The sequence below is a fragment of the Rugosibacter aromaticivorans genome, from assembly GCF_000934545.1.
Classification (GTDB): domain Bacteria; phylum Pseudomonadota; class Gammaproteobacteria; order Burkholderiales; family Rhodocyclaceae; genus Rugosibacter; species Rugosibacter aromaticivorans.
The window spans coordinates 1,877,542-1,903,508 of sequence record NZ_CP010554.1 but is presented as its reverse complement, the minus strand read 5'-3'; the positions used below and the strand labels follow the sequence as shown (position 1 = coordinate 1,903,508).

The following is a 25,967-nucleotide window of genomic DNA, read 5'->3' as shown; positions in this document are numbered from 1 at the left end:
CTGAACTGACGCGTCGTCTCGCCGAATTTTTCCGTTTCATTCAAGGAGAATTCGATGCGAACAAAAACGCTGGCTTTCGCCATTGCGTTAGCTTTTGTTTCACCGCTGGGCTGGACACAAATGTCCGCGCCTATCGCTGCTACCGCCACATCACCTGCTGAACTCACCGCACTCACGCTCGACAACGCGTTGTCGTTGGCGGAGTCTGCCAATCCTGCCCTCAAAATCAAGCGCGCAGAACTCGCGGCTGCCGAGGGCGCACAAGCCGATGCGTCGGCTTGGTTTAACAGCAATCCCGAGATAACACTCGACAAGACGCGTCGCGAGGTGGCGCTGCCCGTTGGTTCCGATCGCTATCGCGAATGGAATGGCGGCATCGCGCAGAAGCTAGAAATCGCCGGTCAGCGCGGCCATCGACAAGATGCTGCGGATGCATCAATGGCTGCCTTGCGGGCCGAGATCGCCGCTACAAGGCAGCAGGTACGCGCCGAAGTCGAGGCTGGTTTCTATCGTGTACTTGCCTTGCAGCAACGCGCGGAGATCGAATCCAGAGCGCTTAAGCTGTTCGACGATACCGCTACGGCAATTCAGAAACGGCGCGTTGCTGGCGAGGACACCCGGCTCGATGCCAACGTCGCCAGCGTCGAGGCCGAACGTGCGCGCAATCAATTGGCTATCGCGCAGGAACAATTGCTGGAGGCGCGCAGCGAACTCGGCGTCCGATTGCAGATGCCACCGGCGAGGTTGCCGCAAGCCATGGGCGATCTGGTGGCGACGCGTACCAGCTACGTCCTTGCCGACCTTCTCTCGCGCGCCGAATCGCAGCCCCGATTGCTGGCGCTCGCGGAACGCGAGAACAGTGCCGATGCGCGCTTGAATCTTGAGCGCGCCAGCCGCTATCCGGACATCACCGTTGGCGCCAATGTCGGTCGCGAAGGTCCGGTAGGTGGACGAGAACGCCTGACCACGTTTTCGGTTTCTTTACCTCTGCCGCTGTTCAAGCGAAATCAGGCCGGCATCGGACAGGCAACCACTGATTTGGAACAGGCCCGGATCGAGCGTCAGACGAACATACGTGACACACGCGCCAGCGTGATGACACTCTGGGTCAAGTTGAGCAGTCTGGAAACGCGTGTACAGCGCTTGAGAGAGTCTGTACTGCCTGCGCTTGACGACAACCAATCGCTATCGTTGAAGTCGCAGCGTGCCGGCCAGATCGGCCTGCTGGAAATGATCGTCGTCAATCGGCAAGTGCTCGATGCACGCCGCGATTTGATCGATGCCCTCACCGAATATCACGCCACTCGTGTGGCACTTGAGCTGGCTGCTGGCTGGCCCGTGGAAGGAAACAAACAATGACTACCCCCAAGAAATCCGTGAATCAACATTCCTTGCGAACATCAACATTCGCCGCACACCCAAAGTGGCTGGTGGCATTCATGTTGGCCGGCATCACCCTCTCGCTTGTCGCTTGCGGCGGCTCGGACAAGGTGAGCGACAAGCCAGCGCAAATGCAGAAAGCGCCGGAGGCCAAAGCCGATGCCAAAGGTGCAGTGGACCACGAAGCCGGACTCAAGCTTGCACCGGAAGAACTGGAACGTGCCGGTGTCAAGACCGAAACCCTTGAGCAGAAATCGTTTGCCGATGTTGTGACAGTCACCGCCACGATCCACCCCAACCAGGATCGCATCGTTCGTGTCGCGCCCCGCGTGGAAGGTCGTATCGTGCGCGTAACCGCCAATCTCGGTGACAGTGTTCGTCCCGGCCAGGTGCTGGCCGTCCTCGACAGCGTGACCCTCGGTGAGGCGCAATCGACGCTGCTTCAGGCGCAATCCGCCCAGCGTGTCGCACAGGCGGACTACAAACGCGCCGAAGCGCTCAATGCCGACGAAATCATTTCGCAGCGCGACTACCTGCGCGCCAAGGCGGAATTCGAAAAATCGTCGGCGGAACTGCGCAGCGCCGAAGACAGAGTGCGCCTGCTTGGCGGATCGACCACGGCCGGGCGCGCGGATTCGACCTTTCAGTTGACGTCGCCTCTGGCCGGCAATGTTGTTGAGAAGAAGGCGACCGTGGGCGAATTGCGCAGCCCGAGTGATTCCCTGTTCACCGTCGCCGATCTGTCTACCCTGTGGATTGAAGCCAATCTCACCGAAGACATGCTCGCCAAGGTACGCTCGGGAGCCGCTGCCACAGTGACGGTTGCCGCTTATCCGGGCGAACGTTTCGCCGGTCGCGTCACCTATGTGGCGAGTCTGCTCGACAAGGATAGCCGTACCATCGCCGCGCGCATTGAGGTGGGTAACAAGGATGGGCGTCTCAAACCCGAGATGTTCGCCACGGCGACCATTGAGACCGCTGGCGCAAAACGCGTTGCGCTCAGTGTTCCCGATGCTGCGATTCTGCTGTTGCAGGGACAGTCCACGGTATTCGTCGCCGACAAAGATGGCTTTGAACCGCGCGCCATCGAAACGGGAGACAAGCTCTCCGGGCGCACGATCGTGAAGTCCGGTCTGGTGACGGGAGATCAGGTAGTCGTTGCCGGCGCCTACGCGCTCAAGGCACGCCTCCTGAAATCGCAAATCGGCGGCGAGTGAGGAAACCATCATGCTAAATGCAATCGTTGATGCCTCGCTACGCTACAAGGTACTGGTGTTGGTCGCTTTCCTGATCGTTGCTGGTCTTGGCATCCAGGCGTTTCGTGATGTTCCGGTAGATGCGTTTCCGGACGTGACGCCGATTCAAGTCAACATTTACACAGAGTCGCCGGGTCTGGCTGCGGAGGACGTGGAGAAATTGCTGACTGCGCCCATCGAAGGCGCCATGGCTGGTTTGCCCAGTGTTGAAGCGGTGCGCTCGGTTTCGTTGTTTGGCCTGTCGTATGTCGGCGTCTACTTCAAGGACAACGTCGATATTTACTTCGCGCGACGCTTGGTCGGCGAGAAGTTGCAGGAGGCCAAAGGCCGCTTGCCCCAGGGTTATGGTGATCCGGTGCTCGGCCCCAACAGCTCGGGTCTGGGGCAGGTGTTCTGGTACACGGTCGAGTCGGCGGACAAGAAATTGTCGGCGATGGATTTGCGAACGCTGCATGACTGGACGGTACGGCTGATTCTGCGCACCGCGCCCGGTGTGGACGACGTGGTGTCCTGGGGTGGCGATCAGAAGCAGTACCAGGTGCAGATCAATCCGGGAAAACTGATCTCCTACGGCTTGTCGTTCAAGCAGGTGATGGAAGCGCTGACCGCGAACAACAAGCAGGTCGGCGGTCAGTCGATCAATATCGGCGCCGAGCAATATCTCGTGCGCGGACTGGGGCTGGTGACCAACACCACTGACATTGCCGGCATCGTCGTGGCCGAGCGCAACGGTGCGCCGATCTACGTGCGCGACGTAGCCGATGTCAAGGAAGCTGCTGCGCCACGCTTCGGTGCGGTGACGCGTGACGGCAAAGAGGCGGTACTCGGCATCGCACTGTCACGGGTGAACGAGAATGCAAAGAATGTCGTCGATGCCGTCAAGGCCAAGATCGCCATCGCGCAAGCGGCATTGCCCAAGGGCGTGACGCTGGAGCCGATCTACGACCGTACCGAACTGGTCGAGAAGGCGCTTAAAACTGCTGAGAGCTCCTTGGTCGAAGGGGCAGTGCTGGTCGCCATCATCCTGTTTTTGTTTCTGGGAGAGTTGCGCTCGGCCATCGTCGTCATCGTGACCTTGCCGATGGCGATGCTGATTGCCTTCATCCTGATGCAGCAGTTCGGCGTCTCCGCCAACCTGATGTCATTGGCGGGCCTGGCGATAGGCACCGGCATGATGGTCGATGGTGCCGTCGTCATGGTCGAGAATGCCTTCCGGCTGCTCGCCCACGCCAGGGAATCAGGCAAGCCGATACAGAAGACTCATCTGATCCTGGAAGCCGCACGCGAAGTGGTTAACCCGGTGGCGTTTGCGATCCTGATCATCATCGTCGTCTTCCTGCCTTTGTTCTCGCTGACCGGCCTGGAGGGCAAGCTGTTCAAGCCGATGGCCTACACCATCACGTTTGCGATGATCGGTTCTCTGCTGCTGTCGATGACCTTGGTACCCGTGCTGGCGGCACTCATTCTCAAGCCGAAAGAGGAACGCGATACTTTCCTCGTGCGCAAGGCTAAGCAGTTCTATCTGCCCTTGCTGGATTGGGCGCTGGAACGCAAGAAGCTCGTAATCAGCTCGGCCGTGGTCCTGCTCGTAGCCTCGCTGGCGTTGTTTCCTTTTCTTGGCAAGGAGTTCATGCCGCAACTGCAAGAAGGGACAATCCAGTTTCGCGTCACCGGCATTCCTTCGACATCGCTCGATGAATCGATCCGCGTTTCCAAAGTGATAAGCGCCGAACTGCACAAGAAGTTTCCGCAGGTGCGCTCGGTACTGGCAACAATAGGCCGAGCTGAGAGTGGCGAAACCTCTGATGTAAATTACATGGAGGTTAACCTCGGCACCAAACCGCAATCCGAATGGCCAGAGAAAATCTCTTACGCCGAACTGGCGGCGGAGATGCAGGAGGTGCTGGAGAAGGCGGTGCCAACCGCTGTGTTCGGCGCTACCCAACCGATCCAGTCGCGTGTCGAAGAGCTTATTTCCGGGGTACGCGCCACCTTGGCGCTGAAGCTCTACGGCGAGGATCTCGCCACGCTGGATCGCCTGACGGCACAACTCAAGGGCGTGCTGGAAACGGTGCCGGGCGTCGCCGACCTGTCGGCGGAAGCCAACAAGGGCAAGCCGCAACTGGTCATCAAGGTGGATCGCGCGGCAGCCTCGCGCTTTGGCATCAATGCCGACGATATTCTTGAAGTGGTGAAGGCCGGCATCGGGGGTGAAGCAGTCTCCACCTTGATCGATGAGACAAAGCGTTTCGATATCGCCGTGCGCTTGTCCGATGCCTACCGGGTCGATCCGGCGACTATCGGGACTATTCCCATTCGTACCGGCGAAGGCGCTTTTGTGCCGCTGTCGCAGGTTGCCTCCATCTCACTCGACGAAGGATATTCGTTCGTGCGCCGCGAACAACTGCAGCGCTATTCGGTATTGCAACTAGACGTGAAAGGCCGCGATGTGGATGGTTTCGTCAAGGAAGCCGATGCGAAAATCAAGCAGCAGGTGAAGCTGCCAGCCGGTTACTGGATTGAATGGGGCGGTGCGTTCGAGAATCAGCAGCGTGCGATGGGGCGACTGGCCGTGATCGTACCGCTGACCATCGGGCTGATCTTCATGTTGCTGTACACCGCATTCAATTCAGTGCGCCACGCATCGCTGATCATCGCCAACGTCCCCTTTGCGATGATCGGCGGCATCGTCGGTTTGTTCATCAGTCGGCAATACCTGTCTGTGCCTTCGGCTATTGGCTTTATCGCCGTGTTCGGCGTTGCCATGTTGAACGGCATCGTGATGGTGTCCTTCCTCAACGACTTGCGCCGACAGGGACTGTCGGTTCGGGATTCGGTGCGGCAAGGCGCCGCGATGCGATTGCGGCCGGTGCTGATGACAGCATCCGTGGCGATTCTCGGCTTGGTGCCGATGTTGCTGTCTACCGGTGTGGGTGCCGAAACGCAAAGACCGTTAGCGACGGTGGTTGTTGGAGGACTCTTCACTTCGACAGCCCTGACGCTATTGCTGCTGCCACTCATTTACGAGTGGGCGGAACTGCGCGCAGAACGGCGTGGGCAACGCTCCATAATTACAAATGTTTCCACTAAAGGAGGATCGACATGAAAGAGATCAAAGCCTACGTGCACAGCAATCGTATTGCTGCGGTCATTGCCGCGCTAAAGGAGTCGGCTGCATGGAATAACGGAATCAATGCCAGCCGACACAACCTGACGGTCTATACAGTCAAAGGATCGTTGGTCGCGATCGACGGTCAGGAACGTCATTACTCGGTCGAGCTTGGCGAGGAGGTCATCAATGAATATAAATTGGAACTTCTTTGCGAGGACGATCAGGTAAGTGAACTAATGGGCATCATTAAGAAGAATGCCCGCACCGGTCAGGCCGAGGCGGGTTGGATTTACGTGGTCGACATCGTTCAAGCGGCACCGATCTCATGACCGCACAGCGCATGTCGAACGTTTGCATATCCCGTCGCTGCTAGCGGACATTTTCCGGATCGAGATCGCACAAATCATTCGAGTCGAATGGTACGGAACATAACAACACGAGTGAAGGCATGCCAATAACCTATTCGCCGTCTTGAAAGGAGGCTCACATGTTCACACCCGCCATGCACGGGCCGGTCGCAGTGACGTTGTTTTGGATGTGGCTCGGCTTCGTGGCAGCCGGTGTGGGAATCTACTGGCTGTGGCGTGCTCGGCGGAACAAGACAAAGAAAAAGGAAAAGGCACCTGCAAAGTATGCAGATCGACTTCGGCAGCGGATGCAAAAGAAGCGTCAGCCCGCTGAAACACTCCCTGGGGAGCATAGCGATGCTAGGCGCAAGTCCTCATGACTTTCCGTGACGAGCTCGGCACGGTGGGCTGCATGGCGCCATTGCCGCAAATCCGCTTCGTTTGCCGCCGTTTGCGATGTTTCGTTTGGGCAGGTACCGGCCGCCGATCAAGGCTTGTTGCATTTCATCTACGATATCAAAATGAAAGTGATGCGTCGTCATGACTACACCTGAAAAACTTCGCCTGGACTTGCCGCTGGTACTTCCCGATGTGGGTGATGTGGAAGATCGCTGCGTAGCGCGCTTGATCGATTCACTGACAGGCCGCTCCGGTATCGCCGAAGCCCATGTTGTCGGAGTCGACACGGGATCGCCTCAGCTCTGTGTCCACTATGACCCTGACGTCATTTCTTTTGGGCGCCTGCGCGAACTGGTGCAATCGGTCGGTGCGCAACTCACGTCGCGGTTTTCGCATCTACTGATCAGGTCACAGGCAATGCACGCGCGGGAGGCTCGTCGCGTGGCAGTCAGTCTCCGTCGCATAGCGGGGGTTCTTGAAGCCGATGTTGCCGCTTCCGGCGCGGTGCGAATCGAATTCGACAGGTCACTGGTCTCCGAGCAGGCGTTGCTAGATAAGGTCAGCGTAGTTGGTGTTCGCGCAACACAATCCGCGCCACCGCCACCATTGGCGCCTGCATCACAGACGAAAAGCCCATCGGATGCGGATACGCACGATAACGCGCCGCGCGAAAGCCAGGTTGAGGCCGAGGCGGATCATGCGGGCCACACGCATGAGAAGGGCGAGGATGAGCATGCAAGCCATGATCATGGCGGACCTTTTGGCGAAAAATCGGAACTTGTCTTCGCGCTTGTGGCGGGCGTTCTGGTAGCGATTGGCTGGCTGATTGGCCGCAGCAGTTTTGCGCCGGGCTGGGTATCGACGGTTTGCTACATCGCGGGATATTTTTTTGGCGGGTTCTTTACCGTCAAGGAGGCAATCGAGAATTTGCGTGCGCGCCGCTTCGAGATCGACACCTTGATGCTGATAGCGGCGGCGGGAGCTGCGGCCCTCGGCCAATGGGGCGAAGGTGCATTGCTGTTGTTCCTGTTTAGCCTCGGCCATTCACTCGAACATTATGCGATGGGTCGCGCTCGCCGGGCCATCGAAGCCTTGGCGAAGCTGGCGCCGGATACGGCAACGGTACGTCGCAATGGTGGCACGGAAGTGGTGGGACTCGACGCCCTCCAGGTTGGCGATGTGGTGGTGGTCAAACCGAACGAACGGCTGCCTGCCGATGGCGTGGTCGTGGTCGGCACATCGAGCATTAACCAGGCACCTGTGACCGGCGAAAGCTCACCGGTGGATAAGCGTCCGGTCGAAGATGCCAAGGCCGCCATCGCCAATCTTGAGCGCGTGGGGCCGGATTACCGCGTATTCGCCGGCACCATCAATGGTTCGGGTGCGCTCGACATCATGGTCGCGCGCAAAGCGGATCAATCGACGATGGCACGGGTCGTCAAGATGGTGACCGAGGCCGAGGCCCAGCGTTCGCCGACACAGCAATTCACCGAGCGCTTTGAACGCATCTTCGTTCCGTCAGTGCTTGCCCTGGTTGGCCTCCTGATGTTTGCAGGCGTGGTGATCGACGAATCCTTTGCGACGAGTTTCTATCGCGCCATGGCTGTGCTGGTGGCCGCGAGCCCCTGCGCGCTCGCGATCTCGGTGCCAAGTGCAGTTCTCAGCGGCGTCGCGCGTGCGGCCCGAGGAGGGGTTCTGGTCAAGGGTGGAGGCCCGCTGGAAAATCTCGGCACCCTTACGTCGATTGCTTTCGACAAAACCGGGACGCTGACGGAAGGCAAACCGAAACTGACTGATGCCGTGCCTGCCGAAGGGGTGACCGAAGACGAATTGCTGCAGGTGGCGTTGGCGGTCGAAGAGCACAGTGACCATCCGCTGGCCTCGGCGATTGTCACGGGGGCGCGCGAACGACTGGCAGGGCGAGGCTGTCCCGTGACTGCTTCGGAAGTCCAAAGCATTACCGGGCGCGGAGTCCGGGCACAGATAGAGGGAGAGACGGTGCACATCGGCAAACCGATTCTGTTCTCGGAACTGCCAGACGCGACTCTGCCGCCTGCGGTGGATGATGCTAACAAGAAGCTGGTTGCCGCTGGACGCACAACCATGGTCGTCCGCAAAGGTCAGCGCTTCTTTGGTGTTCTCGGTGTCATGGACACGCCGCGTCCAGTCGCGGGACAGGTCATGGCCGAGCTGCGCAAGCTTGGCATCGAGCGCCTGATCATGATTTCGGGCGATAACCAGCAAGTTGCCGAGGCGGTTGCAAAGAGTGTGGGGCTGACGGAGGCAAGAGGCGATCTGATGCCCGAGCAGAAGGTTGAGGCGATCAAGGATTTGCGCAAGGTGCACGGCAAAGTGGCAATGGTGGGCGACGGCGTCAACGATGCACCGGCCATGGCCAATTCCACTGTGGGGATCGCGATGGGAGCGGCTGGGTCGGACGTCGCGTTGGAAACCGCCGACGTGGCGTTGATGGCCGACGACTTGGCGCAATTGCCGTTCGCGGTCGGGTTATCGCGTCAGACTAGCCGCATCATCAAGCAGAATCTGTGGGTGAGTCTTGGCGTCGTGGCCTTGCTGATTCCTGCCACGATCTTCGGTCTGAACATCGGCACGGCGGTGCTCTTCCACGAAGGCTCAACACTTTTAGTGGTCATCAATGCACTGCGGCTTCTCGCGTACGAAAGCGGTTTGAAGATTGACATTCCATCGCAGCCGGTGGCGCAGGCAGCATGACATTGCTAGGTGCACAGCGCCACGGTCTAGACAGTCGGCGATGTGGTTATGTACCAAGGCTTCAGGCAACGGTTCCTGAATATGCATAATCATCACAGACTAGCTTTAAGACTGTGCGGTCAATGCAGCAAAGCTGTTACTTGAGAAGGTAGAGATGGCAAGAAATCATTCGTACGTGGCACCGGCTCAGGGAACGACAGCGGGGCGTCACAAGAGCAAACTCACGTGGGCGCTGGCCCTGACGATCACGTTCATGGCGGTTGAAGTGATTGGCGGGTTGGTAACCGGGAGCTTGGCGCTGTTAGCGGATGCTGCGCACATGTTGACGGATGCAGGTGGCCTTGCATTAGCGCTGATTGCCATTCGTTTCGCGGAACGTCCAGCCACACCGCAGAAAACATATGGATATGTTCGCATGGAGGTATTGTCGGCACTGACAAACGCGCTCGTACTCCTGCTGCTGACGGTCTATATATTCTACGAAGCCTATCAGCGGTTTCTGCAGCCGCCAGAGATCCTGGGCGCTCCCATGCTGGTTGTAGCCGTGATCGGCTTTGCCGTGAATCTCCTCAGCATGAGGCTTCTTTCTGCCGGATCTTCGGAAAGCCTCAATGTGAAGGGAGCGTACTTTGAGGTGCTGGCCGATATGTTGGGTTCCATCGGCGTTATTGTCGCTGCAGCCATCGTTATGCTCACTGGCTGGACGCTAGCCGATCCGATCATTGGCGCGGGGATCGGACTCTTCATTATTCCGAGAACCTGGATTTTGTTGAAGAGCGCAATCGATATCCTGATGGAAGGCACTCCGCCAGAAATAGACATTTCACTGCTTGAACAGAAGCTACTGACGATAGACGGAGTAACAGCGGTTCGCGATCTTCACGTTTGGACGATAACTTCTGGCTTCGATGCCGTGAGTTGCCATTTGATCGTCTCGGATATGGGCCTGTCACGAGCAATTCTCGTCGGTGCCACCGCGGCGATGAAGACTGGCTTTGGTCTTGCGCACTCCACGATTCAAATTGAGGATCAAAACTTTCGCTCGGCTGAAGGCGAATCGAAACTATAGCCTTCAACGGGTCTCGTCGATTCAGGTGGGTTAAAGAACCTTATGTGGATGAATCCGACAAAACAAGGGCATTCACTCCTCGGGCCCCCCTGCGATCACGAATTCATCACGTACCGATTTTCAAATCGAGACCAACGCGCTATCTTCACCCATTGCGACTGATTGTTGCGTGGAATCAAACCCATCTGCCGCAATTATCCATCCGACCGCGACAATTTGTCGCAGAAGGCCGATGCTCTAGCCCCATAGAATCGGTTCTTTTTTTGAGGCAGCTATGCGTAGAGGTTTTCTGGCCTTGGTGGTCGTGATTCTCCCTTGTGCGGCATTCGCCGCTGACGAAACCACACTGAAAGAAGTCATCGTCCGGGATACGGCAATCAAGGATGATTCGTTTTCCGGCAGCCTTGCGACCAGTGATACCGCTGCGTTGCTTTCAGGCCATTCCGGCTTCAGCGTTTATTCGGCGGGTGGCGTTTCCGGTCTTCCGGTCTTGCGCGGCCTTGCCGATGATCGCATCAAGATTCGCATCGATGGTGCCGAGATTACCTCTGCCTGCGGCAACCACATGAACGCGCCGCTTTCCTACATCGACCCCACGCAGGTAAGGGTTGCGAATGTCATGGCGGGTATCACGCCGGTGAGCATGGGCGGCGACAGCATCGCCGGCACCATCAATATCTCGTCCACGCAGCCAGTGTTTGCCAAGACGGGCGCCGGTATTCTGACCATGGGCGACGCTTCGATCCTCAGCCGCAGCGTGGACAACAGCCTGACCACCAACGTGAGCGGTACGGTTGCCAGTGATCGCCTCAGCCTGAATTACAGCGGCGCCCAGGCACAGGGCGACAGCTACAAGGATGGCAACGGCCACAAGGTGCTCGACACCCTGTACAAGAGCAGCAACCAGTCCGTAACGCTGGGTGCGCAGGGCGACGGCAATCTGTGGATATTGAAGGTGGGCGAACAAACCATTCCCTATCAGGGCTTTCCCAACCAGTACATGGACATGACCGGCAACCACGGCGTGTTCGCCAATCTTGGTTATAACGGCGAATTCGCCTGGGGCAAGCTGGAGGCCAAGGTCTATTGGCAGGACACTCGGCACAAGATGGGGTTCTTCACGCAGGAGAAGCCCGGCAATATGCCAATGGACACGCATGGCCGCGATATCGGCTATACGTTCAAGGCCGAGTTGCCGCTGAAGGATGGCGATACGCTGCGTCTGGGCAATGAATACCATCGCTTCACACTGAACGACTGGTGGCCGCCGCTGGCAGGCTCCATGATGATGGGGCCGAAGACCTATGTGAACATCAACGACGGCGCGCGCGACCGCTTTGCCCTGTTTGCCGAATGGGAGAGCAAGCTCAACCAGCAATGGTCATCGCTGCTGGGCGTTCGTCATGAATCGGTCAAGACCGATACCGGCAATGTGCAGGATTACGGCTGCGGCATGATGTGCGCGATGGATACGGCGGCGGCGAATGCGTTTAATGCGCGCAGCCACGACAAGCGCGACAACAACATCGATTTGACTGCGCTGTTCCGATACGAACCCGTCCGGACGGCCAGCTATGAATTCGGTTATGCCCGTAAGACCCGCTCGCCGAATCTGTACGAGCGCTACTCGTGGGGTGCCGGCACCATGGCGCAGACCATGATCGGCTGGTTCGGAGATGCCAACGGCTATACGGGCGACATCGACCTCAAGCCCGAAGTGGCGCACACGATTAGTGCTACGGCTGATTGGCATGATGCGGGCACGAGTGCGTGGGACGTCAAGCTCACGCCGTTTTATACCTATGTCAAGGATTACATCGACGTCGATCCGCTCGGCACTTACATGAGCATGGCCGGCTACACCAAGGCACTACTGAAATTCGCCAACCATGATGCCCACCTGTATGGTGTAAACCTTGTCTGGCATACACCGGTATGGGAGACCCCAAGCTATGGCAGCGGCGATTTCAAGGGCAAGTTCGACTGGACGCGCGGCCGACGCAATGATGGCGGTGACCTGTACCACATCATGCCGCCCAACCTGACGCTCGGCTTGGAGCAGCAACTGAAGGCCTGGACAAATTCGGTGGAACTGCTGCTGGTGGCAGCCAAGTCCGATGTGGATGTGCGACGACTTGAAGACCAGACCTCGGGCTATGCGCTGGTCAATATCGGTACCCGCTACCAACTGTCAAATGGCGTCAGTGTCTTGGTTGGCGTCCGTAATCTGTTCGACCGCAACTACGCCTTGCCGCTGGGCGGCGTCAATATCGCCGCTGCTTCGGCGGGTGGGCAAATTGGTTCGTTGCTCGGGCAGGGTCGTTCTATCGATGTAGGACTGAAGCTGAGGTTCTGATTTCGTTTGATGCAAAGCGTCGCTCTGTGTTGGGAGCGGCAACCTGTTTCAGAGACATCCGGCACGCAATGAGCATTGTGCCGCGCTGGTATGCTTGACATGACTGCGCGCTGCTGATCGGAAATATGTCCGGCGCATACCCAGGCAAGAAATGCGGCGTGCTACGCCGCTCAGTCGATGCGACTAATTCTTTTACGCGAGCCTTCATGTGTGCGGCAAGATGTTAACTACGAGATGAACAGATTTTTTTGTTCCCGCTAAAAACTTGCCCATCTTGAGCCCGGCATCAGACTGCGCGAGTCTTCGTCACTTTCGTAACAGCAACGTCTTGATGCCTTAGCCACGTGTAACCTTGAATATTGTTGGTCAGCATCTTGCAGAGTGTCAACCAATCAGGATGCGGCCCATCAAAAATCGAATGCTCCAACAGCTGTGCATTACTGCTGAGGTTTGCCGCATTGGCTGCAAAATTTCGTACCTGATGGCAGTTCTGTACCACAACCAGAACATATTTTAGGCGACAGCGGTGAGCCGCATTGCTGACAGAAGCGTGCTGCCGCAGCATTGACGGTGCCGCATTTGGCGCATGGATTGCCGCCGCCAGAGCCAGAGCCTTGCGGAGAGCCCGGATAATTGCCGTAGCCATGTTTTGATCCGCCACTGTGATGACCAGCTTGATAGCCTCCGTGATGTCCGCCAAAGTTACCGCGCATCAAATTACCTACCATCCGTTCAAGCAATCCCATGATTTACTCCTCTGTAAGTGATTTAAGGCTGATAAAAGTTGCTTGCGCTAATCGACGGTTTCCTGCTCGCCATGGTCTTGCTTGCCGTGTTTTCCGCTGAGCCGGTCCCAACCGGGCAGGTGGTGCAGCGCGAGGGTTAAAAAAACAAGCACTCCCGTGATGATCGCCAACACATACATGCCGAAGGCGCTGGCCATACCGACTGCCGCCGTCGCCCACAGCGTGGCAGCAGTCGTAAGCCCTGCAACACTTCCCTTGTTCTGGAAAATGACGCCCGCGCCGATAAAGCCTATGCCGCTGACCACTTGCGCCGCGATACGTGCCGGATCATTTGTCAGATGAAGAGATATCAGGCTGAATGCGCAAGCACCTAGCGCGATTGCCATATAAGTTCGAATGCCCGCATCACTCGCATGGCGCTCTCTTTCCCAGCCAATCAAACCACCGAGTAGCGCAGCGATCACCATGCGGGCAGCGTAAAGAAGCTCAGTGTCGATATCCATTATCTTTATCGATTAATTCAGCGGTATTTTGTTCAGGTTGGATGCTCGTGTGACGTACTGTTGCTGATCGCAAGTGTTTCATCGTCTGTTTCCTTGCGATGTGCCAGTCGATACAGGATCGGTAGCACCAATAACGTCAATAACGTCGAGGAGATGATGCCGCCGATCACCACCGTCGCCAGAGGACGCTGCACTTCCGCACCGGTGCCCAAAGCAATCGCCATCGGCACGAAACCGAGCGAAGCGACCAGCGCTGTCATCAACACCGGCCGAAGCCGCGTTAGCGCGCCTTCACGGATCGCGGCGTCGAGCGGCATGCCTTCTTCACGCAGGCTGCGGATATACGAGATCATCACCAGACCGTTCAGCACGGCGACGCCCGACAGCGCGATGAACCCGACGCCGGCCGAGATCGACAATGGAATTCCGCGCAACCATAGCGCGAGGATGCCGCCGGTCAGCGCGAAGGGCACGCCGGTGAATACCAGCAGACCATCCTTCACGTTGCCGAACATGGCGAACAGCAATACGAACACCATCAACAGCGCGACCGGCACCACGATCTGCAGGCGCTTGGCCGCCGACTGAAGCTGCTCAAAAGTACCGCCCCAGGTAGTCCAGTAACCGGCTGGAACCTTGACTGCGGCCGAGATTTTCTCTTCGGCTTCGGCGACGAAAGAACCGATATCGCGTCCACGCACGTTGGAGGTGACGACGACGCGGCGTTTGCCGTTTTCTCGGCTGATCTGGTTCGGCCCCGGTGTCGAGTCGATGCTTGCCACATCGCCGAGACGGATGAAGTTCGCCACGCCACTGTCGCCGCTCTCACTGAGACGAATGGGTAATTGCAGCATGGTATCCAGATTGCCGCGCAACTGCTCGGGCAGGCGCACCACAATATCGAAACGCCGATCGCCTTCAAATACCGCCCCCGCCTCCAGTCCGCCAATCGCAGTCGCCAAAACATCCTGCACGTCCGCCACGCTGAGACCATAGCGTGCGATTTTCTCGCGATCGATTCGCACCGTCTGCATCGGCAGGCCGGTGGTCTGTTCCACCTTGACATCGGCCGCGCCGGGGATGCTTTCCAGCACTTGCGAGATTTTCTCGGCCGTCTCGTTCATCGTCTCCATGTCATCACCGAACACCTTGACCGCCACATCGCTGCGCACGCCGGAGAGCAGTTCGTTGAAGCGCATCTGGATCGGCTGGGTGAACTCGTAGTTGTTGCCCGGAACCTTGCTTACCGCGACCTGTAACGCAGTGACCAGATCTTCCTTGGGTCGGCTCGGGTCAGGCCACTCGGCGCGCGGCTTCAACATGACGAAATTGTCGGCGACATTCGGCGGCATCGGGTCGGTCGCAATTTCGGCGGTACCGAGCTTGGCAAATGTCGTCTCGACTTCGGGGAATTGCTTGATTGTCTGCTCCAGTTGCAACTGCATGTCGATGGCCTGGGTCAGGCTGGTGCCGGGAATACGCAGCGCATGCAGGGCAATATCGCCTTCATTGAGATTGGGGACGAACTCGCTGCCCATGCGTGATGCCAATAGCCCGGACAATAGGATCGAGACGATCGCAATCGTCAGTACCAGCGGCTTGCTGACCATGGCCCAGTCAAACATGGGTGCGTAGTTGCGCTTGGCCCATGACATGACACGACTTTCCTTTTCGGCCACCTTGCCATTGAGGAACAGCGCGACAGCCGCGGGGATGAAAGTCAGCGACAAAATCATCGCACCCAATAATGCAGCAACCACTGTAAACGCCATGGGGTGAAACATTTTTCCTTCGACGCCGCTGAGGGCGAAGATCGGCAGATACACCACCATGATGATGAGCTGGCCGTAGAGCAGTGGACGACGCGACTCTTTCGCCGCAGAGAACACTTCGTGGAAGCGTTCGGTGCGTGTCAGTACGCGTCCCACCTTACCCTGCGCGTGCGCCAGACGCCGCACACAGTTTTCGACGATCACCACCGCACCGTCGATGATGATGCCGAAGTCGAGCGCGCCGAGACTCATCAAGTTGGCGCTCACCTTGTTGGTCACCATGCCGGTGAAGGTGAACAACATCGCCAGCGGAATCACCATCGCAGTAATCAGCGCGGCGCGGATATTGCCGAGAAACAGGAACAGGATGGCAATCACCAGCAACGCGCCTTCAAGCAAGTTTTTCTTCACCGTGGCGATGGCTTTATCGACGAGGATGGTGCGGTCGTACACCGTCTTCGCCATTACGCCTTCGGGCAAGTTGCGATTGATTTCCGCCAGTTTCTTGTCTACCGCGCGCGAGACATTGCGGCTGTTCTCGCCGATCAGCATGAATACGGTGCCAAGCACAACTTCACGCCCATTTTTGGTTGCCGCTCCAGTCCGTAGTTCCTTGCCGAGGCCGACTTGGGCCACGTCGCGAATGCGGATCGGCACGCCTTTGACGGTACCGATAACGACATTTGCAATATCTTCGATGCCGCCCACCTGGCCGGGTGCGCGAATCAGGTATTGCTCGCCACTGCGTTCGATATAGCCGGCACCAACATTGGCATTGTTGCGCTCCAGCGCCTGTACCACGTCTTGCAGCGAGAGGCCATAAGCCACCAGTCGATCAGGTTGCGGCGCGACCTGAAACTCCTTGGCATAGCCGCCAATGCTGTTGATCTCGGTCACGCCCGGCACATTGCGCAATTGCGGCTTGACGATCCAGTCCTGTATCTCGCGCAAATCCATCGGTGTATAGAGCGTGCCATCAGGTTTGCGCGCGTTCTCTTCGGACTCGACCGTCCACGTGTAGATTTCGCCGAGACCAGTGGAGATGGGGCCGAGACTGGGCACCAGGCCATCGGGTAACTTGCTGCGCGCTTCCTGAATACGCTCGCTGACCAGCTGACGGGCGAAGTAGATGTCGGTGCCGTCCTTGAAAATCACCGTGACCTGCGACAGACCATAGCGCGAGATTGAGCGCGTCTCCTGCAGACGAGGCAGGCCGGCCATGACAGTTTCGATGGGATAGGTGACGCGCTGTTCTGATTCCAGCGGCGAATAACCTGAGGCCTCCGTATTGATCTGCACCTGCACATTGGTGATATCGGGCACGGCGTCGATGGGTAACTGCTGATAGCTGAAAATGCCCAATCCGGCCATGCCGAATACGGCGAGTAGCACGAGCCAGCGTTGCTCGATGGCGAAGCGAATGATGCGTTCAAACATGATGGCTCCTTTTATAGCGCGGCGTTGCCGCGCTCGCCGCTGCGGATGCGTAGTACGTCAGCCAATTCAGCCACACCGACGATGCCGTCGCCCGGCGTACCGGTGCGGGCGACCCGATGGATGGCATTCACAATGCCGTCCGCTGCGTCGTCACTGCAAAAAATCAGCAGTACCAGGCGATCATGGGCATCCGGATTCCATTCGTCGGCGATGAAACAATGATCCTGTCCATGCCCGCGAGCATGGCCATGGGCGGGAAAGAGGGTGAACCCGGGTAGATGGGGTAGGGCATGCAACGCTTGCTCTACTGCACCCAGACGGTGCGGGCGGATGATGGCGGTGATCTGTTTCATGAGTATTCCCCTTTCAATGATCGTGGCTGGCGCCGGACTTGCCGATGTCTGCCTTGATCAGAAAACTGTTCTTGGTCGCGTATTTCTCGCCGGCATCCAACCCTTCCAGCACCTCGAAAAAACGCCCGTCGCTGCGGCCCAAGGTAAGTGGCCGCGCTTCGAAAGCATCGCCGTAGCGGCCAAACACTACCTGCCTTTCGCGCACGCTCTGGATCGCTTCAGCCTCCACGGCAACGGAGACCTGCGCTTCGTTCGACACGACGTCCACCGTTACCGGCAGGCCCGGACGCCAGAGTCCCTTTGGATTGGCCAGTACGATGCGCGCCATTGCTGATCGCGTCTGTTCGCCAACCAGCGCGCTAACGTAGGCAATTTTCCCTTCCGCTTCCGCCGTGAAGGCATTGGCACGCACCGTGGCTTTTTGTCCACCGCTGATGGCAGCGAGGTTTTGTACAGCGACCGGCGCTTCCACCCACACCGTGGAAAGATCAGAGACGGAGAACACTGCGCTGTCTTCTTTCAACGCTTCGCCAACCGACAGGTTTTTCTCGGTGACGATGCCGTCAATCGGCGAACGAATTTCGAAGCGCGTCAGGTCGCTGCCACTCCCTGCTGCTGTTCCACCCAAGGCGACAAGCTTTTGCCGTGAACTTTGCTCGGCAATTTCCGCTTCTTGCAAGGTAGCCTGCGCTTGCAAATAGTCCTGCTCGGCAGAGATTTTTTCTTCCCACAATTTTTTCTCGCGTGCATAGCTCGTACGCGCGAGAGTGAGCCGTTTCTGCGCCGCTAACTGTTCGCTGCGTTGATCCGCCAGCATCTGGCTCGACAGCACGGCCAGTACCTGGCCCTTTTTAACCGCTTCGCCAGCGCTCACCGCGACGGATTCGACCCGACCAGCAGTGCGTGGCACGACGTGCACCGTGCGGTCGCCGTTGTAGCGAACTTCGCCGAGCAATTGCAGTTTTGTCGCTATTTTCGCCGGGCCGGCAGTGGCAATCTCGACACCAGCCTGCTGAACTTGCGCATCGTTCATGGTGACGCGCGCTTCGACTTGCTCGTAAGCAAACTTGTGTTGCTTGCCCGCATGCGTCGCCGTGGCCGTGACTTTGAACGAATGTGGCTCGATCACGATGGCATCACCCTTGAGGTAGTCGCCTTCCTTGGCAAACTTGAACACCTGCGGCGCGCGACCAAGACGCTCCAGCGTCAGCTCGACCTTGCTTTGCGCCGGATCAAGCGGCTTGTCCTTGAGATAGGTGTAGAGACGAAACTGCGGTTCGACTCCCTGCTCAAAAATGGTGACTTCGAGCGCATAGTCGCCATCGGTGAAGAGCTTGCCACCATGCGGACCTTTGGCGATTTCGTGCTCTTCACCTTCTTCGCTCTCGCCTTCTTCGTGATCGCCACCTTTTTCGGCATGGCCGGATTCTTCATGGCCGCCATGACCATGCTCATCTCCTGCGGGCTGACTTTTTCCGGTCAGTAGAATTGCACCACCGAGAAGAATACCGATCACGATGACGGCGATGAGGATGCGCTTTTGTTTGTTGCTTGATGTCGTTGATGTCATTTTCGATTCCTTACTTTTGTTCGGCAATGTTGTTGGTGCCCGTGCCGAGAATGCTGTCGAGTTGCGCACGTGCGCGATGCACTGACGACAGCGCACGAAGGTATTGCGCACGGGCCTGGAACAAGGTGCGTTGTGCATCGAGTACGTCGAGGAAAGCAAACTTGCCGTACTCAAAACCCGTGGTCGCCGCATCGAGCGCCGATTGCGCGCCGGGCAGCACTTCGCTTTCCAGCACCAATGCTTCACTGCGGGCCATGTCCAGTTGCTGCCATGCCTGCATTGCTTCGCCCTGGACGCGGACTCGCGTTGCAGCGAGTTCGTCGCGCGCTTTGTCCTGGCGTGAAATGGCCTCGCCAAGATTGCCCTGATTACGGTCGAACAGCGGTATCGGGATCGAGAGGCCGACGATGGCAAGATTGCGTCCCAGTAGTTCGTCGCGCTTGGCACCGAGACTCACGGTCACATCAGGGATGCGACTGCTGCGTTCGACATCGGTGAGCGCGCGACGGCGTTCCACTTCCAGGCTGGCACGGCGCATTTCCGGCGTGGTATCGAGGCGCTGTACAACATCATCCAGATTGCCAGCATCGGGGAGTGAGTTCGCTTCGCCAACAGCGGCATCGAAACGTGGTGACGGGTTGCCCCAATATGCCGTGAGGCGCTGACGCATCAAGCGCAATTCGCTGCTGGCCTGCGCAAGTTCGATCTTCACACCCGCCTCGGCCACGCGGGCCTTGGTTTCTTCCACCGGCGAAACTTTGCCAGCCGCCACGCGCTTTGCTGCCGCAGACGTGCCGCGCTTCGCCAGATCGGCGGAGGCCTGCGCCAGCCGCAGTCGTTCCTGCGCGATCAGGACATCGAAGAAGGCGGCAATCAGGCCCGCGCGAATGTCCGCCCTGGTGGCGGAGAGATCGCTGCCGGCAATGTCGCGCGAACGTTCGGCGGCACGAACGCGCGCCGAGCGCTTGCCGCTCAACGAGATACGCTGGTTGATCTGTACCGTCGTGGTGCGCGACTCGCGCCGACGGTCTTCGGCGAGCGTTTGCAGCTCGGGGTTTGGCAGTACGCCGGCTTGGGTGACTGTCGCTTCCACTGCTTCCAGTTCGCGCGCCGCCGCCGAAACCTCGGCATTGGCTTGCAGGGTCAATGAAAGGGCCGTATCCAGCGACAGCGGCCCACCCGGTTCGACAAGGCCGGAACTGCCTAACTCGGCGGACAGCGCAAACAAAGGTTGGAACAAAACAGCCGCCAGAAATGGCAGCAAAAAATACTTTCGCATCGAATTCTCCACGCATGAGGGGATAAACTCGACGAAACGGGGCAGTGCCGCAGGGAACTGCTAAAGCAATGGATAACGCCCGTCTCGCCGTATCAGGCGAGAGCAGACCAGTTGGGGCGTTCGGGCTGGGAGGGGGGCAGCGTGGCGAAGCTCGGTTCAATGCCATGCAGTTGCAGAAGAGACATGGCGCTTATCGAAACAGACGATTCGTTAAGCAGCAGGGCAATAAAGCCGGACAAGTGGTCATGGCATTGGCCAGCACTGGATTCGCTGGCAGGGAGTTGTCCATCATCTGAAACATCGGGCGACACATGGCGTTCGTCTTCGTGATGCCCGAGATGAAGTACAGCTGCTTCCTGATGGCGGTCGCAATAGTTTGCCACCACCGCCCAGGAAACCTGGATCGGCAGGAGGAATACCAGAAATAGAATCAGGTAGCGGCGCACGGGCGGCAGTATAGCCTCAAATAAGAACAGTTCCGCATCAATGTATTTGCCCGCGCGAATGTTGGTGATGAACATCCGAAAATGCGGATGTGTTTATGGGGCGAGGATCGCCCCGGTGCGCATGGGTATGCCATTCGCTCTGTGCCGAAGGCACCTGATGGACATGATCGTGATGTAGTTATCGCGGTGGTGTTCATGCGCATGTTTCTGCACTTCATGCGTGTGCTGATGCTGGTGATATTCCAATCGCCGGTTCGCACGAAACCATCGCCACCACATTGGCGCCGTAAATCGGGAGCCACAGGGCAAGGATCAATGCAAGCCAGAAAACGGGTCCTCTATTCATGCGACCCCGGCGTAGTTTTGTTGTCCATAAGACACGTGTCTCTATGCATGGTTCAAGGTTGCTTTCGTTTCCTGCCACGCATCAGCAGATACGCGGCCGGAATCACGAACATTGAGAGCAGCGGCGCAGTGATCATGCCGCCGACCATCGGCGCGGCAATGCGCTGCATCACTTCCGACCCGGTACCGCTGCCGAACATGATCGGCAGCAGTCCGGCGAGAATCACCGCCACCGTCATCGCCTTGGGCCGCACGCGCAATACCGCACCATCGCGGATCGCGTCGAGCAAGTCGTTTGCCGTCGTCGTGTCGGCATCGACACGCTCGTTCCACGCCTGCTTGAGGTAAAGCAGCATGATCACGCCGAACTCGGCTGACACCCCGGCCAGTGCGATGAAGCCGACAGCGCCAGCCACCGACAGGTTGTAGCCCAGCAGGTAGAGCAGCCAGATGCCGCCGACCAGGGCGAAGGGCAGCGTCGTCATGATCAGCAGTGCTTCGTCGAAGCGCGTGAAGGTTAGATAGAGCAGCACGAAGATGATCAAGAGCGTGCACGGCACCACTACTTTCAACTTCGCGGTTGCCCGTTCGAGGAACTCGAACTGGCCCGACCACGAGATCGAGTAGCCAGGCGGTATATGTACTTTTTCTACGACGACGCGCTGCATGTCCTGCACCGCCGACTTGAGGTCGCGGCCGCGAATGTCCACGTACACCCAGCCCGACAATCGTGCGTTCTCGCTGCGCAGCATCGGCGGGCCATCAGTGATGCGGATGTCCGCCACGTCGGAGAGCACCAGCCGTGCCCCCTTCTCGGTGATGATGGGCAGCACGCGCAGCTTCTCCAGCGAGTCGCGAATCTCGCGCGGGTAGCGCAGGTTGATCGGGAAGCGCTGCAGGCCTTCGACCGTCTCGCCGATGTTGTCGCCGCCGACCGCCGAGGTGATGACGGATTGCACGTCGGCGATGTTCATGCCGAAGCGCGCGGCGGCATCGCGGTTGATCGTCACGTCCACGTAACGTCCCCCGGTAAGCCGCTCGGCAAGTGCGCTGCTGACGCCCGGTACGTCCTTCAACGCCTTTTCGATTTCCCCGGTGACGTGGTCGATCACGGCCAGATCGGTACCGGCTACCTTGACGCCGACCGGGCTCTTGATGCCGGTGGCGAGCATGTCGATGCGGTTGCGAATCGGTGGTACCCAGATATTGGCGACACCGGGCACCTTGACGATGCGGTCGAGTTCATCAACCAGCTTGTCCTGCGTCATGCCGGGTCGCCATTCACTCTTCGGCTTGAACTGAATGGTGGTCTCGAACATCTCCATCGGTGCCGGATCGGTCGCGGTCTCGGCCCGGCCGGCCTTGCCGTAGACGCTGGCGACCTCGGGCACGGTCTTGATCAGGCGGTCAGTCTGTTGCAGCAGTTCGCCCGCCTTGCCGGCCGACAGGCCGGGCAGCGCCGAGGGCATGTAGAGCAGGTCGCCCTCGTCGAGGCGCGGCATGAATTCACCGCCAACCTCGTGCAATGGCCACCAGCTTGAGAGCAATACCAGCGCCGCGATGACCAGGGTTTTCCTGGGCGAGCGCAGCACGATATTGAGCAGCGGTTGATAGGCTGCGATCAGGAAGCGATTGAGCGGGTTGCTCTTCTCATCGGGAATGCGGCCCCGAATCAGATAGCCCATCAACACTGGAATCAGCGTTGCCGACAAGCCGGCTGCCGCTGCCATCGCATAGGTCTTGGTGAAGGCCAGCGGCGAGAACAGCCGACCCTCCTGCGCTTCGAGTGTGAACACCGGAATGAAGCTGAGCGTGATGATCAGCAGCGAGAAGAACAGCGCCGGCCCGACCTCGGCGGCGGAGTCACCAATGACCCGCCAGTGGGCTTCGCCCGTCAGCTTTTGATCCGGATGTTCGTGACTCCAGCGCTCCAGATGCTTGTGCGCGTTCTCGATCATCACCACCGCCGCATCGACCATCGCGCCGATGGCGATGGCGATGCCACCGAGCGACATGATGTTCGCGTTCACGCCCTGGTAGTGCATCACGATGAATGCCATCAGGATACCGAGTGGCAGCGACACGATAGCCACGAAAGCCGAACGCAGGTGGAACAGGAAGATGAAGCACACCACCGCGACGACGATGAACTCTTCGAGCAGCTTGTGGCCGAGGTTGTCCACGGCACGTTCGATCAGACCCGAGCGGTCATAGATCGGCACGATCTCGACGCCCTTGGGTAGACTGCCCTGCAGCGTCTTTAATTTTTCCTTGACGGCGGCGATGGTCTCCAGCGCGTTCTTGCCTGAGCGCATCACGATCACGCCGCCTGCGGCTTCACCTTCGCCATCGAACTCGCCGATGCCACGCCGCATCTCGGGGCCGATCTGGATGCGTGCCACATCGCCAAGGCGTACCGAAACGCCTGCCGCCGTGCTGACCAACGGCACTTTGCGAAAGTCGTCGAGCGATTGCAGATAGCCCGATGCGCGCACCACGTATTCGGCTTCGCCGAGTTCGAGCACCGAACCACCGGCTTCCTGATTGGATTTCTGTATCGCTTCGACCACTCGGGTGTGCGGGATGCCGTAGGCGGCCAGCTTGTCGGGGTCGAGCAGGATCTGGTACTGACGTACCATGCCGCCGACCGACGCGACCTCGGCCACATTCGGTACCGTCTTCAGCTCGAACTTGAGGAACCAGTCTTGCAAGGCGCGCAGTTGCCCGGCGTCGTGTGTTCCGCTGCGGTCTACCAGTGCGTACTGATAAATCCAGCCGACGCCGGTCGCGTCCGGCCCGAGCGTCGCCTTCGCACCCGCTGGCAGCTTGGCCTGTACCTGATTCAAATATTCGAGCACGCGTGAGCGCGCCCAGTACAAGTCCGTGCCATCCTCGAACAGCACATAGACGAAGGAGTCGCCGAAGAAGGAATAGCCACGCACCGTCTTCGCGCCCGGTACCGACAACATCGTTGTCGTCATTGGATAGGTAATCTGGTTCTCGACGATGCGCGGCGCCTGACCGGGATAGGTCGTGCGGATGATCACCTGCACATCGGACAGGTCGGGCAGCGCATCGAGCGGCGTCCGCTGCAGCGAATAGATGCCCCATGCGCTGAGCATGACCGTTGCCAGCAGCACCAGGAATCGGTTCGCAATCGACCAGCGGATCAACTGGGCGATCATGGCTTGCTCCCGGAAACTGTCGCTGCAGTTCCCTTCGGCTCCGGCAACAGCAGCGTCACGCGGGTGAGCTGCGGCAGATTCTCGGCGTCCATGTAGAACTCGAAGTCCACCCGGTCGCCGGCCTCCATGCCGCGCGGCATGCCTCCCTTCGGCAGTTTGAATTCCATGGTCATCGCACCCCAATTCAGGGCCGCGATGGGGCCATGCGACAGGGTCATGGTGTCGTGACTGATCGCTTCTATTTTGGCTGTGCCGTTGTAACGGGGCGCAGTGTTTGCCGCCGTCGGTTTGGGTTCAACATTCAATCGCGCTTCAATACCCTTCAGGCTGGCTTCGGAGTCGATCAGGAACTGGGACGACACCACCACGCGCTGGCCGGCCTGCAAGCCGCGCTTGATTTCGGTCTGACCGTCGCTCTCGATGCCGATCTCGACATCGACCGGCCGGAAGCGGCCATTCTCTTCCGCCAGCATCGCCACGGTGCGCTTGCCGGTCTGGATGATGGCTTCGGTGGGAACCAGCAGCGCTTTCTCGGCGCGCATGTCCATGAACTGCATTTGTACGAACATGCCGGGCACCAGCATGCTGCCGGGATTTGCCAGTTCAAGGCGGGCCTTCAGCGTGCGTGTGGTGGGATCGACTTCAGGCAGGATGGCCTGCACCTTGCCGTCGAATTTCATGCCGGGGACAGCCGGGCTGATGGCCTGCACCTTCGCACCCGGCCGCAATAGCGCCGCCTGGCTTTCCGGTACTTCGGCGTTGGCCCACACCGTGCTGAGACCGTTGATGCGGAACAGCGTGGCGCCTGGCATGACTGTCATTCCCTCGCGCGCCATCAGTTCGGTAACGACACCGCCGATGGGCGCCACCAGCATGATGCGCGGCTGCGTGCGACCGCTGGATTCGACGAGTGCGATTTGCGCGTCACTCATGCCGGCCTGGCGCATGCGTTGGCGGGCGCCATCGACCAACGGGGCGAGATCGGTGCCCTGCATGCGGCGCAGCGAGAGGAACTCTTCCTGCGCGGCAATCCAGTCCGGCACGTATAACTCGGCCAGTGCCTGCCCCTTGGCGACGCGGTCGAGCGTGGCACGCACCAGCAGGCGCTCGACGTAGCCGGTCGCACGCGCCTGTACGATGACCTGATCGCGTTCATTGAAGGCAATGCTGCCCACGGCGGCCACTTGCGGCGACAGCATTCCTTCGACAACTTCCGCAGTGCGTATGCCGAGGTTTTGCTGAATGCGCGGGCTGATGGTCACGTTGCTGCCCGCTTTGTCAACACCGGCGTCGCTGTCCGCATACACCGGCACCAGCATCATGTCCATGAAGGGCGACTTGGCGGGCTTGTCGAACTTGTTTCCCGGCACCATGGGGTCGTGGTAGTAGAGAACCTTCTTGCCGGTCACGGGATCGATGTCGCCGGCCTTGATTCCGGCATTGATGTGCCGGCGCGTGGCTTCTTCGCCTTCGGCGATGCTTTGCGGAACGGGTTCGACGGCGGCATCGGCTTTTGCCGGTCCGTTTGTGCTGGCGGCACTGGGGCCGGGAGTTGCGGTCGGGGGTGCCGCGTTCATACCCATGCCATGCTTCGTGCCGAGGACGTAGAGGCCATATCCGGCCGCGCCGAGCAATGCGACGGCAATCAGGCCGATGACAACTGGTTTGCGTTTCATTGG

General features: G+C 58.9%; 17 protein-coding genes. 8 read left to right on the top strand and 9 right to left on the bottom strand.

Translation table 11 applies throughout. The features are described 5' to 3' along the window. The first annotated feature begins 54 nt into the window (after positions 1-54). From PG1C_RS09520 to PG1C_RS09485, 8 genes are all read left to right on the top strand, one after another. Positions 55-1,359 carry a TolC family protein gene (locus PG1C_RS09520; RefSeq protein ID WP_202634566.1) on the top strand — a complete coding sequence of 435 codons (1,305 nt, stop codon included), beginning with the start codon at positions 55-57 and terminating at the stop codon, positions 1,357-1,359. Next, positions 1,356-2,597 carry an efflux RND transporter periplasmic adaptor subunit gene (locus tag PG1C_RS09515; protein WP_237218136.1) on the top strand — a complete coding sequence of 414 codons (1,242 nt, stop codon included), beginning with the start codon at positions 1,356-1,358 and terminating at the stop codon, positions 2,595-2,597. The genes PG1C_RS09520 and PG1C_RS09515 overlap by 4 nt, the downstream gene beginning before the upstream one ends. A gap of 10 nt (positions 2,598-2,607) precedes the next feature. Beyond that, positions 2,608-5,742, top strand: a complete 3,135-nt coding sequence (locus tag PG1C_RS09510) for an efflux RND transporter permease subunit (protein ID WP_202634565.1) — start codon at positions 2,608-2,610, stop codon at positions 5,740-5,742. Further along, on the top strand, positions 5,739-6,077 hold the full coding sequence (locus PG1C_RS09505; RefSeq protein WP_202634564.1) for a P-II family nitrogen regulator: 339 nt from the start codon (positions 5,739-5,741) through the stop codon (positions 6,075-6,077). Before PG1C_RS09510 ends, PG1C_RS09505 begins: the two co-directional genes overlap by 4 nt. A 158-nt stretch (positions 6,078-6,235) precedes the next feature. Continuing rightward, positions 6,236-6,475, top strand: a complete 240-nt coding sequence (locus tag PG1C_RS09500; protein ID WP_202634563.1) for a hypothetical protein — start codon at positions 6,236-6,238, stop codon at positions 6,473-6,475. A gap of 160 nt (positions 6,476-6,635) precedes the next feature. Continuing rightward, complete coding sequence (locus PG1C_RS09495) at positions 6,636-9,227, top strand: heavy metal translocating P-type ATPase (RefSeq protein WP_202634562.1); 2,592 nt, start codon at positions 6,636-6,638, stop codon at positions 9,225-9,227. Between the two features lie 154 nt (positions 9,228-9,381). Next, positions 9,382-10,296, top strand: a complete 915-nt coding sequence (locus tag PG1C_RS09490; RefSeq protein WP_202634561.1) for a cation diffusion facilitator family transporter — start codon at positions 9,382-9,384, stop codon at positions 10,294-10,296. A 274-nt stretch (positions 10,297-10,570) separates the two neighbouring features. Then, entirely contained in the window at positions 10,571-12,652 is a 2,082-nt protein-coding gene (locus tag PG1C_RS09485; protein ID WP_202634560.1) for a TonB-dependent receptor, read from the top strand. A gap of 437 nt (positions 12,653-13,089) precedes the next feature. Here PG1C_RS09485 and PG1C_RS15030 read toward each other — a convergent pair whose 3' ends face one another. The 9 genes from PG1C_RS15030 to PG1C_RS09440 all read right to left on the bottom strand — a co-directional run bounded on the left by PG1C_RS15030 (position 13,090) and on the right by PG1C_RS09440 (position 25,964). Beyond that, positions 13,090-13,365: a zinc ribbon domain-containing protein gene (locus tag PG1C_RS15030; protein ID WP_414629208.1), complete on the bottom strand. Its 276-nt coding sequence runs from the start codon at positions 13,363-13,365 to the stop codon at positions 13,090-13,092. Positions 13,366-13,445: 80 nt separating this feature from the next. Then, a complete protein-coding gene (locus PG1C_RS09475) occupies positions 13,446-13,901 on the bottom strand; it encodes an MgtC/SapB family protein (protein ID WP_202634558.1) in 456 nt (151 codons plus the stop codon). A gap of 32 nt (positions 13,902-13,933) precedes the next feature. Beyond that, positions 13,934-17,110: an efflux RND transporter permease subunit gene (locus PG1C_RS09470; RefSeq protein ID WP_202634557.1), complete on the bottom strand. Its 3,177-nt coding sequence runs from the start codon at positions 17,108-17,110 to the stop codon at positions 13,934-13,936. A gap of 11 nt (positions 17,111-17,121) precedes the next feature. Continuing rightward, positions 17,122-17,463: a P-II family nitrogen regulator gene (locus PG1C_RS09465; RefSeq protein WP_202634556.1), complete on the bottom strand. Its 342-nt coding sequence runs from the start codon at positions 17,461-17,463 to the stop codon at positions 17,122-17,124. Positions 17,464-17,476: 13 nt separating this feature from the next. Beyond that, positions 17,477-19,033: an efflux RND transporter periplasmic adaptor subunit gene (locus PG1C_RS09460; protein WP_202634555.1), complete on the bottom strand. Its 1,557-nt coding sequence runs from the start codon at positions 19,031-19,033 to the stop codon at positions 17,477-17,479. 10 nt (positions 19,034-19,043) lie between these two features. Beyond that, on the bottom strand, positions 19,044-20,312 hold the full coding sequence (locus tag PG1C_RS09455; RefSeq protein ID WP_202634554.1) for a TolC family protein: 1,269 nt from the start codon (positions 20,310-20,312) through the stop codon (positions 19,044-19,046). 92 nt (positions 20,313-20,404) lie between these two features. Beyond that, positions 20,405-20,833: a hypothetical protein gene (locus PG1C_RS09450; protein ID WP_202634553.1), complete on the bottom strand. Its 429-nt coding sequence runs from the start codon at positions 20,831-20,833 to the stop codon at positions 20,405-20,407. A gap of 323 nt (positions 20,834-21,156) precedes the next feature. Continuing rightward, positions 21,157-24,288, bottom strand: coding sequence for an efflux RND transporter permease subunit (locus tag PG1C_RS09445; protein WP_202634552.1), 3,132 nt, complete (start codon positions 24,286-24,288; stop codon positions 21,157-21,159). Beyond that, positions 24,285-25,964, bottom strand: coding sequence for an efflux RND transporter periplasmic adaptor subunit (locus tag PG1C_RS09440; protein ID WP_202634551.1), 1,680 nt, complete (start codon positions 25,962-25,964; stop codon positions 24,285-24,287). The genes PG1C_RS09445 and PG1C_RS09440 overlap by 4 nt, the downstream gene beginning before the upstream one ends. Between the last annotated feature and the right edge of the window lie 3 nt (positions 25,965-25,967).

Excerpts from the sequence above, each read along its gene's own strand:
- PG1C_RS09495 (WP_202634562.1), top strand. The coding sequence starts at position 6,636 with ATGACTACACCTGAAAAACTTCGCCTGGACTTGCCGCTGGTACTTCCC.
- PG1C_RS09440 (WP_202634551.1), bottom strand. The coding sequence starts at position 25,964 with ATGAAACGCAAACCAGTTGTCATCGGCCTGATTGCCGTCGCATTGCTC.
- PG1C_RS15030 (WP_414629208.1), bottom strand. The coding sequence starts at position 13,365 with ATGCGCGGTAACTTTGGCGGACATCACGGAGGCTATCAAGCTGGTCAT.
- PG1C_RS09490 (WP_202634561.1), top strand. The coding sequence starts at position 9,382 with ATGGCAAGAAATCATTCGTACGTGGCACCGGCTCAGGGAACGACAGCG.
- PG1C_RS09450 (WP_202634553.1), bottom strand. The coding sequence starts at position 20,833 with ATGTTCATCACCAACATTCGCGCGGGCAAATACATTGATGCGGAACTG.
- PG1C_RS09520 (WP_202634566.1), top strand. The coding sequence starts at position 55 with ATGCGAACAAAAACGCTGGCTTTCGCCATTGCGTTAGCTTTTGTTTCA.
- PG1C_RS09465 (WP_202634556.1), bottom strand. The coding sequence starts at position 17,463 with ATGAAACAGATCACCGCCATCATCCGCCCGCACCGTCTGGGTGCAGTA.
- PG1C_RS09455 (WP_202634554.1), bottom strand. The coding sequence starts at position 20,312 with ATGCGAAAGTATTTTTTGCTGCCATTTCTGGCGGCTGTTTTGTTCCAA.
- PG1C_RS09470 (WP_202634557.1), bottom strand. The coding sequence starts at position 17,110 with ATGTTTGAACGCATCATTCGCTTCGCCATCGAGCAACGCTGGCTCGTG.
- PG1C_RS09515 (WP_237218136.1), top strand. The coding sequence starts at position 1,356 with ATGACTACCCCCAAGAAATCCGTGAATCAACATTCCTTGCGAACATCA.
- PG1C_RS09485 (WP_202634560.1), top strand. The coding sequence starts at position 10,571 with ATGCGTAGAGGTTTTCTGGCCTTGGTGGTCGTGATTCTCCCTTGTGCG.
- PG1C_RS09510 (WP_202634565.1), top strand. The coding sequence starts at position 2,608 with ATGCTAAATGCAATCGTTGATGCCTCGCTACGCTACAAGGTACTGGTG.
- PG1C_RS09460 (WP_202634555.1), bottom strand. The coding sequence starts at position 19,033 with ATGACATCAACGACATCAAGCAACAAACAAAAGCGCATCCTCATCGCC.
- PG1C_RS09505 (WP_202634564.1), top strand. The coding sequence starts at position 5,739 with ATGAAAGAGATCAAAGCCTACGTGCACAGCAATCGTATTGCTGCGGTC.
- PG1C_RS09475 (WP_202634558.1), bottom strand. The coding sequence starts at position 13,901 with ATGGATATCGACACTGAGCTTCTTTACGCTGCCCGCATGGTGATCGCT.
- PG1C_RS09445 (WP_202634552.1), bottom strand. The coding sequence starts at position 24,288 with ATGATCGCCCAGTTGATCCGCTGGTCGATTGCGAACCGATTCCTGGTG.
- PG1C_RS09500 (WP_202634563.1), top strand. The coding sequence starts at position 6,236 with ATGTTCACACCCGCCATGCACGGGCCGGTCGCAGTGACGTTGTTTTGG.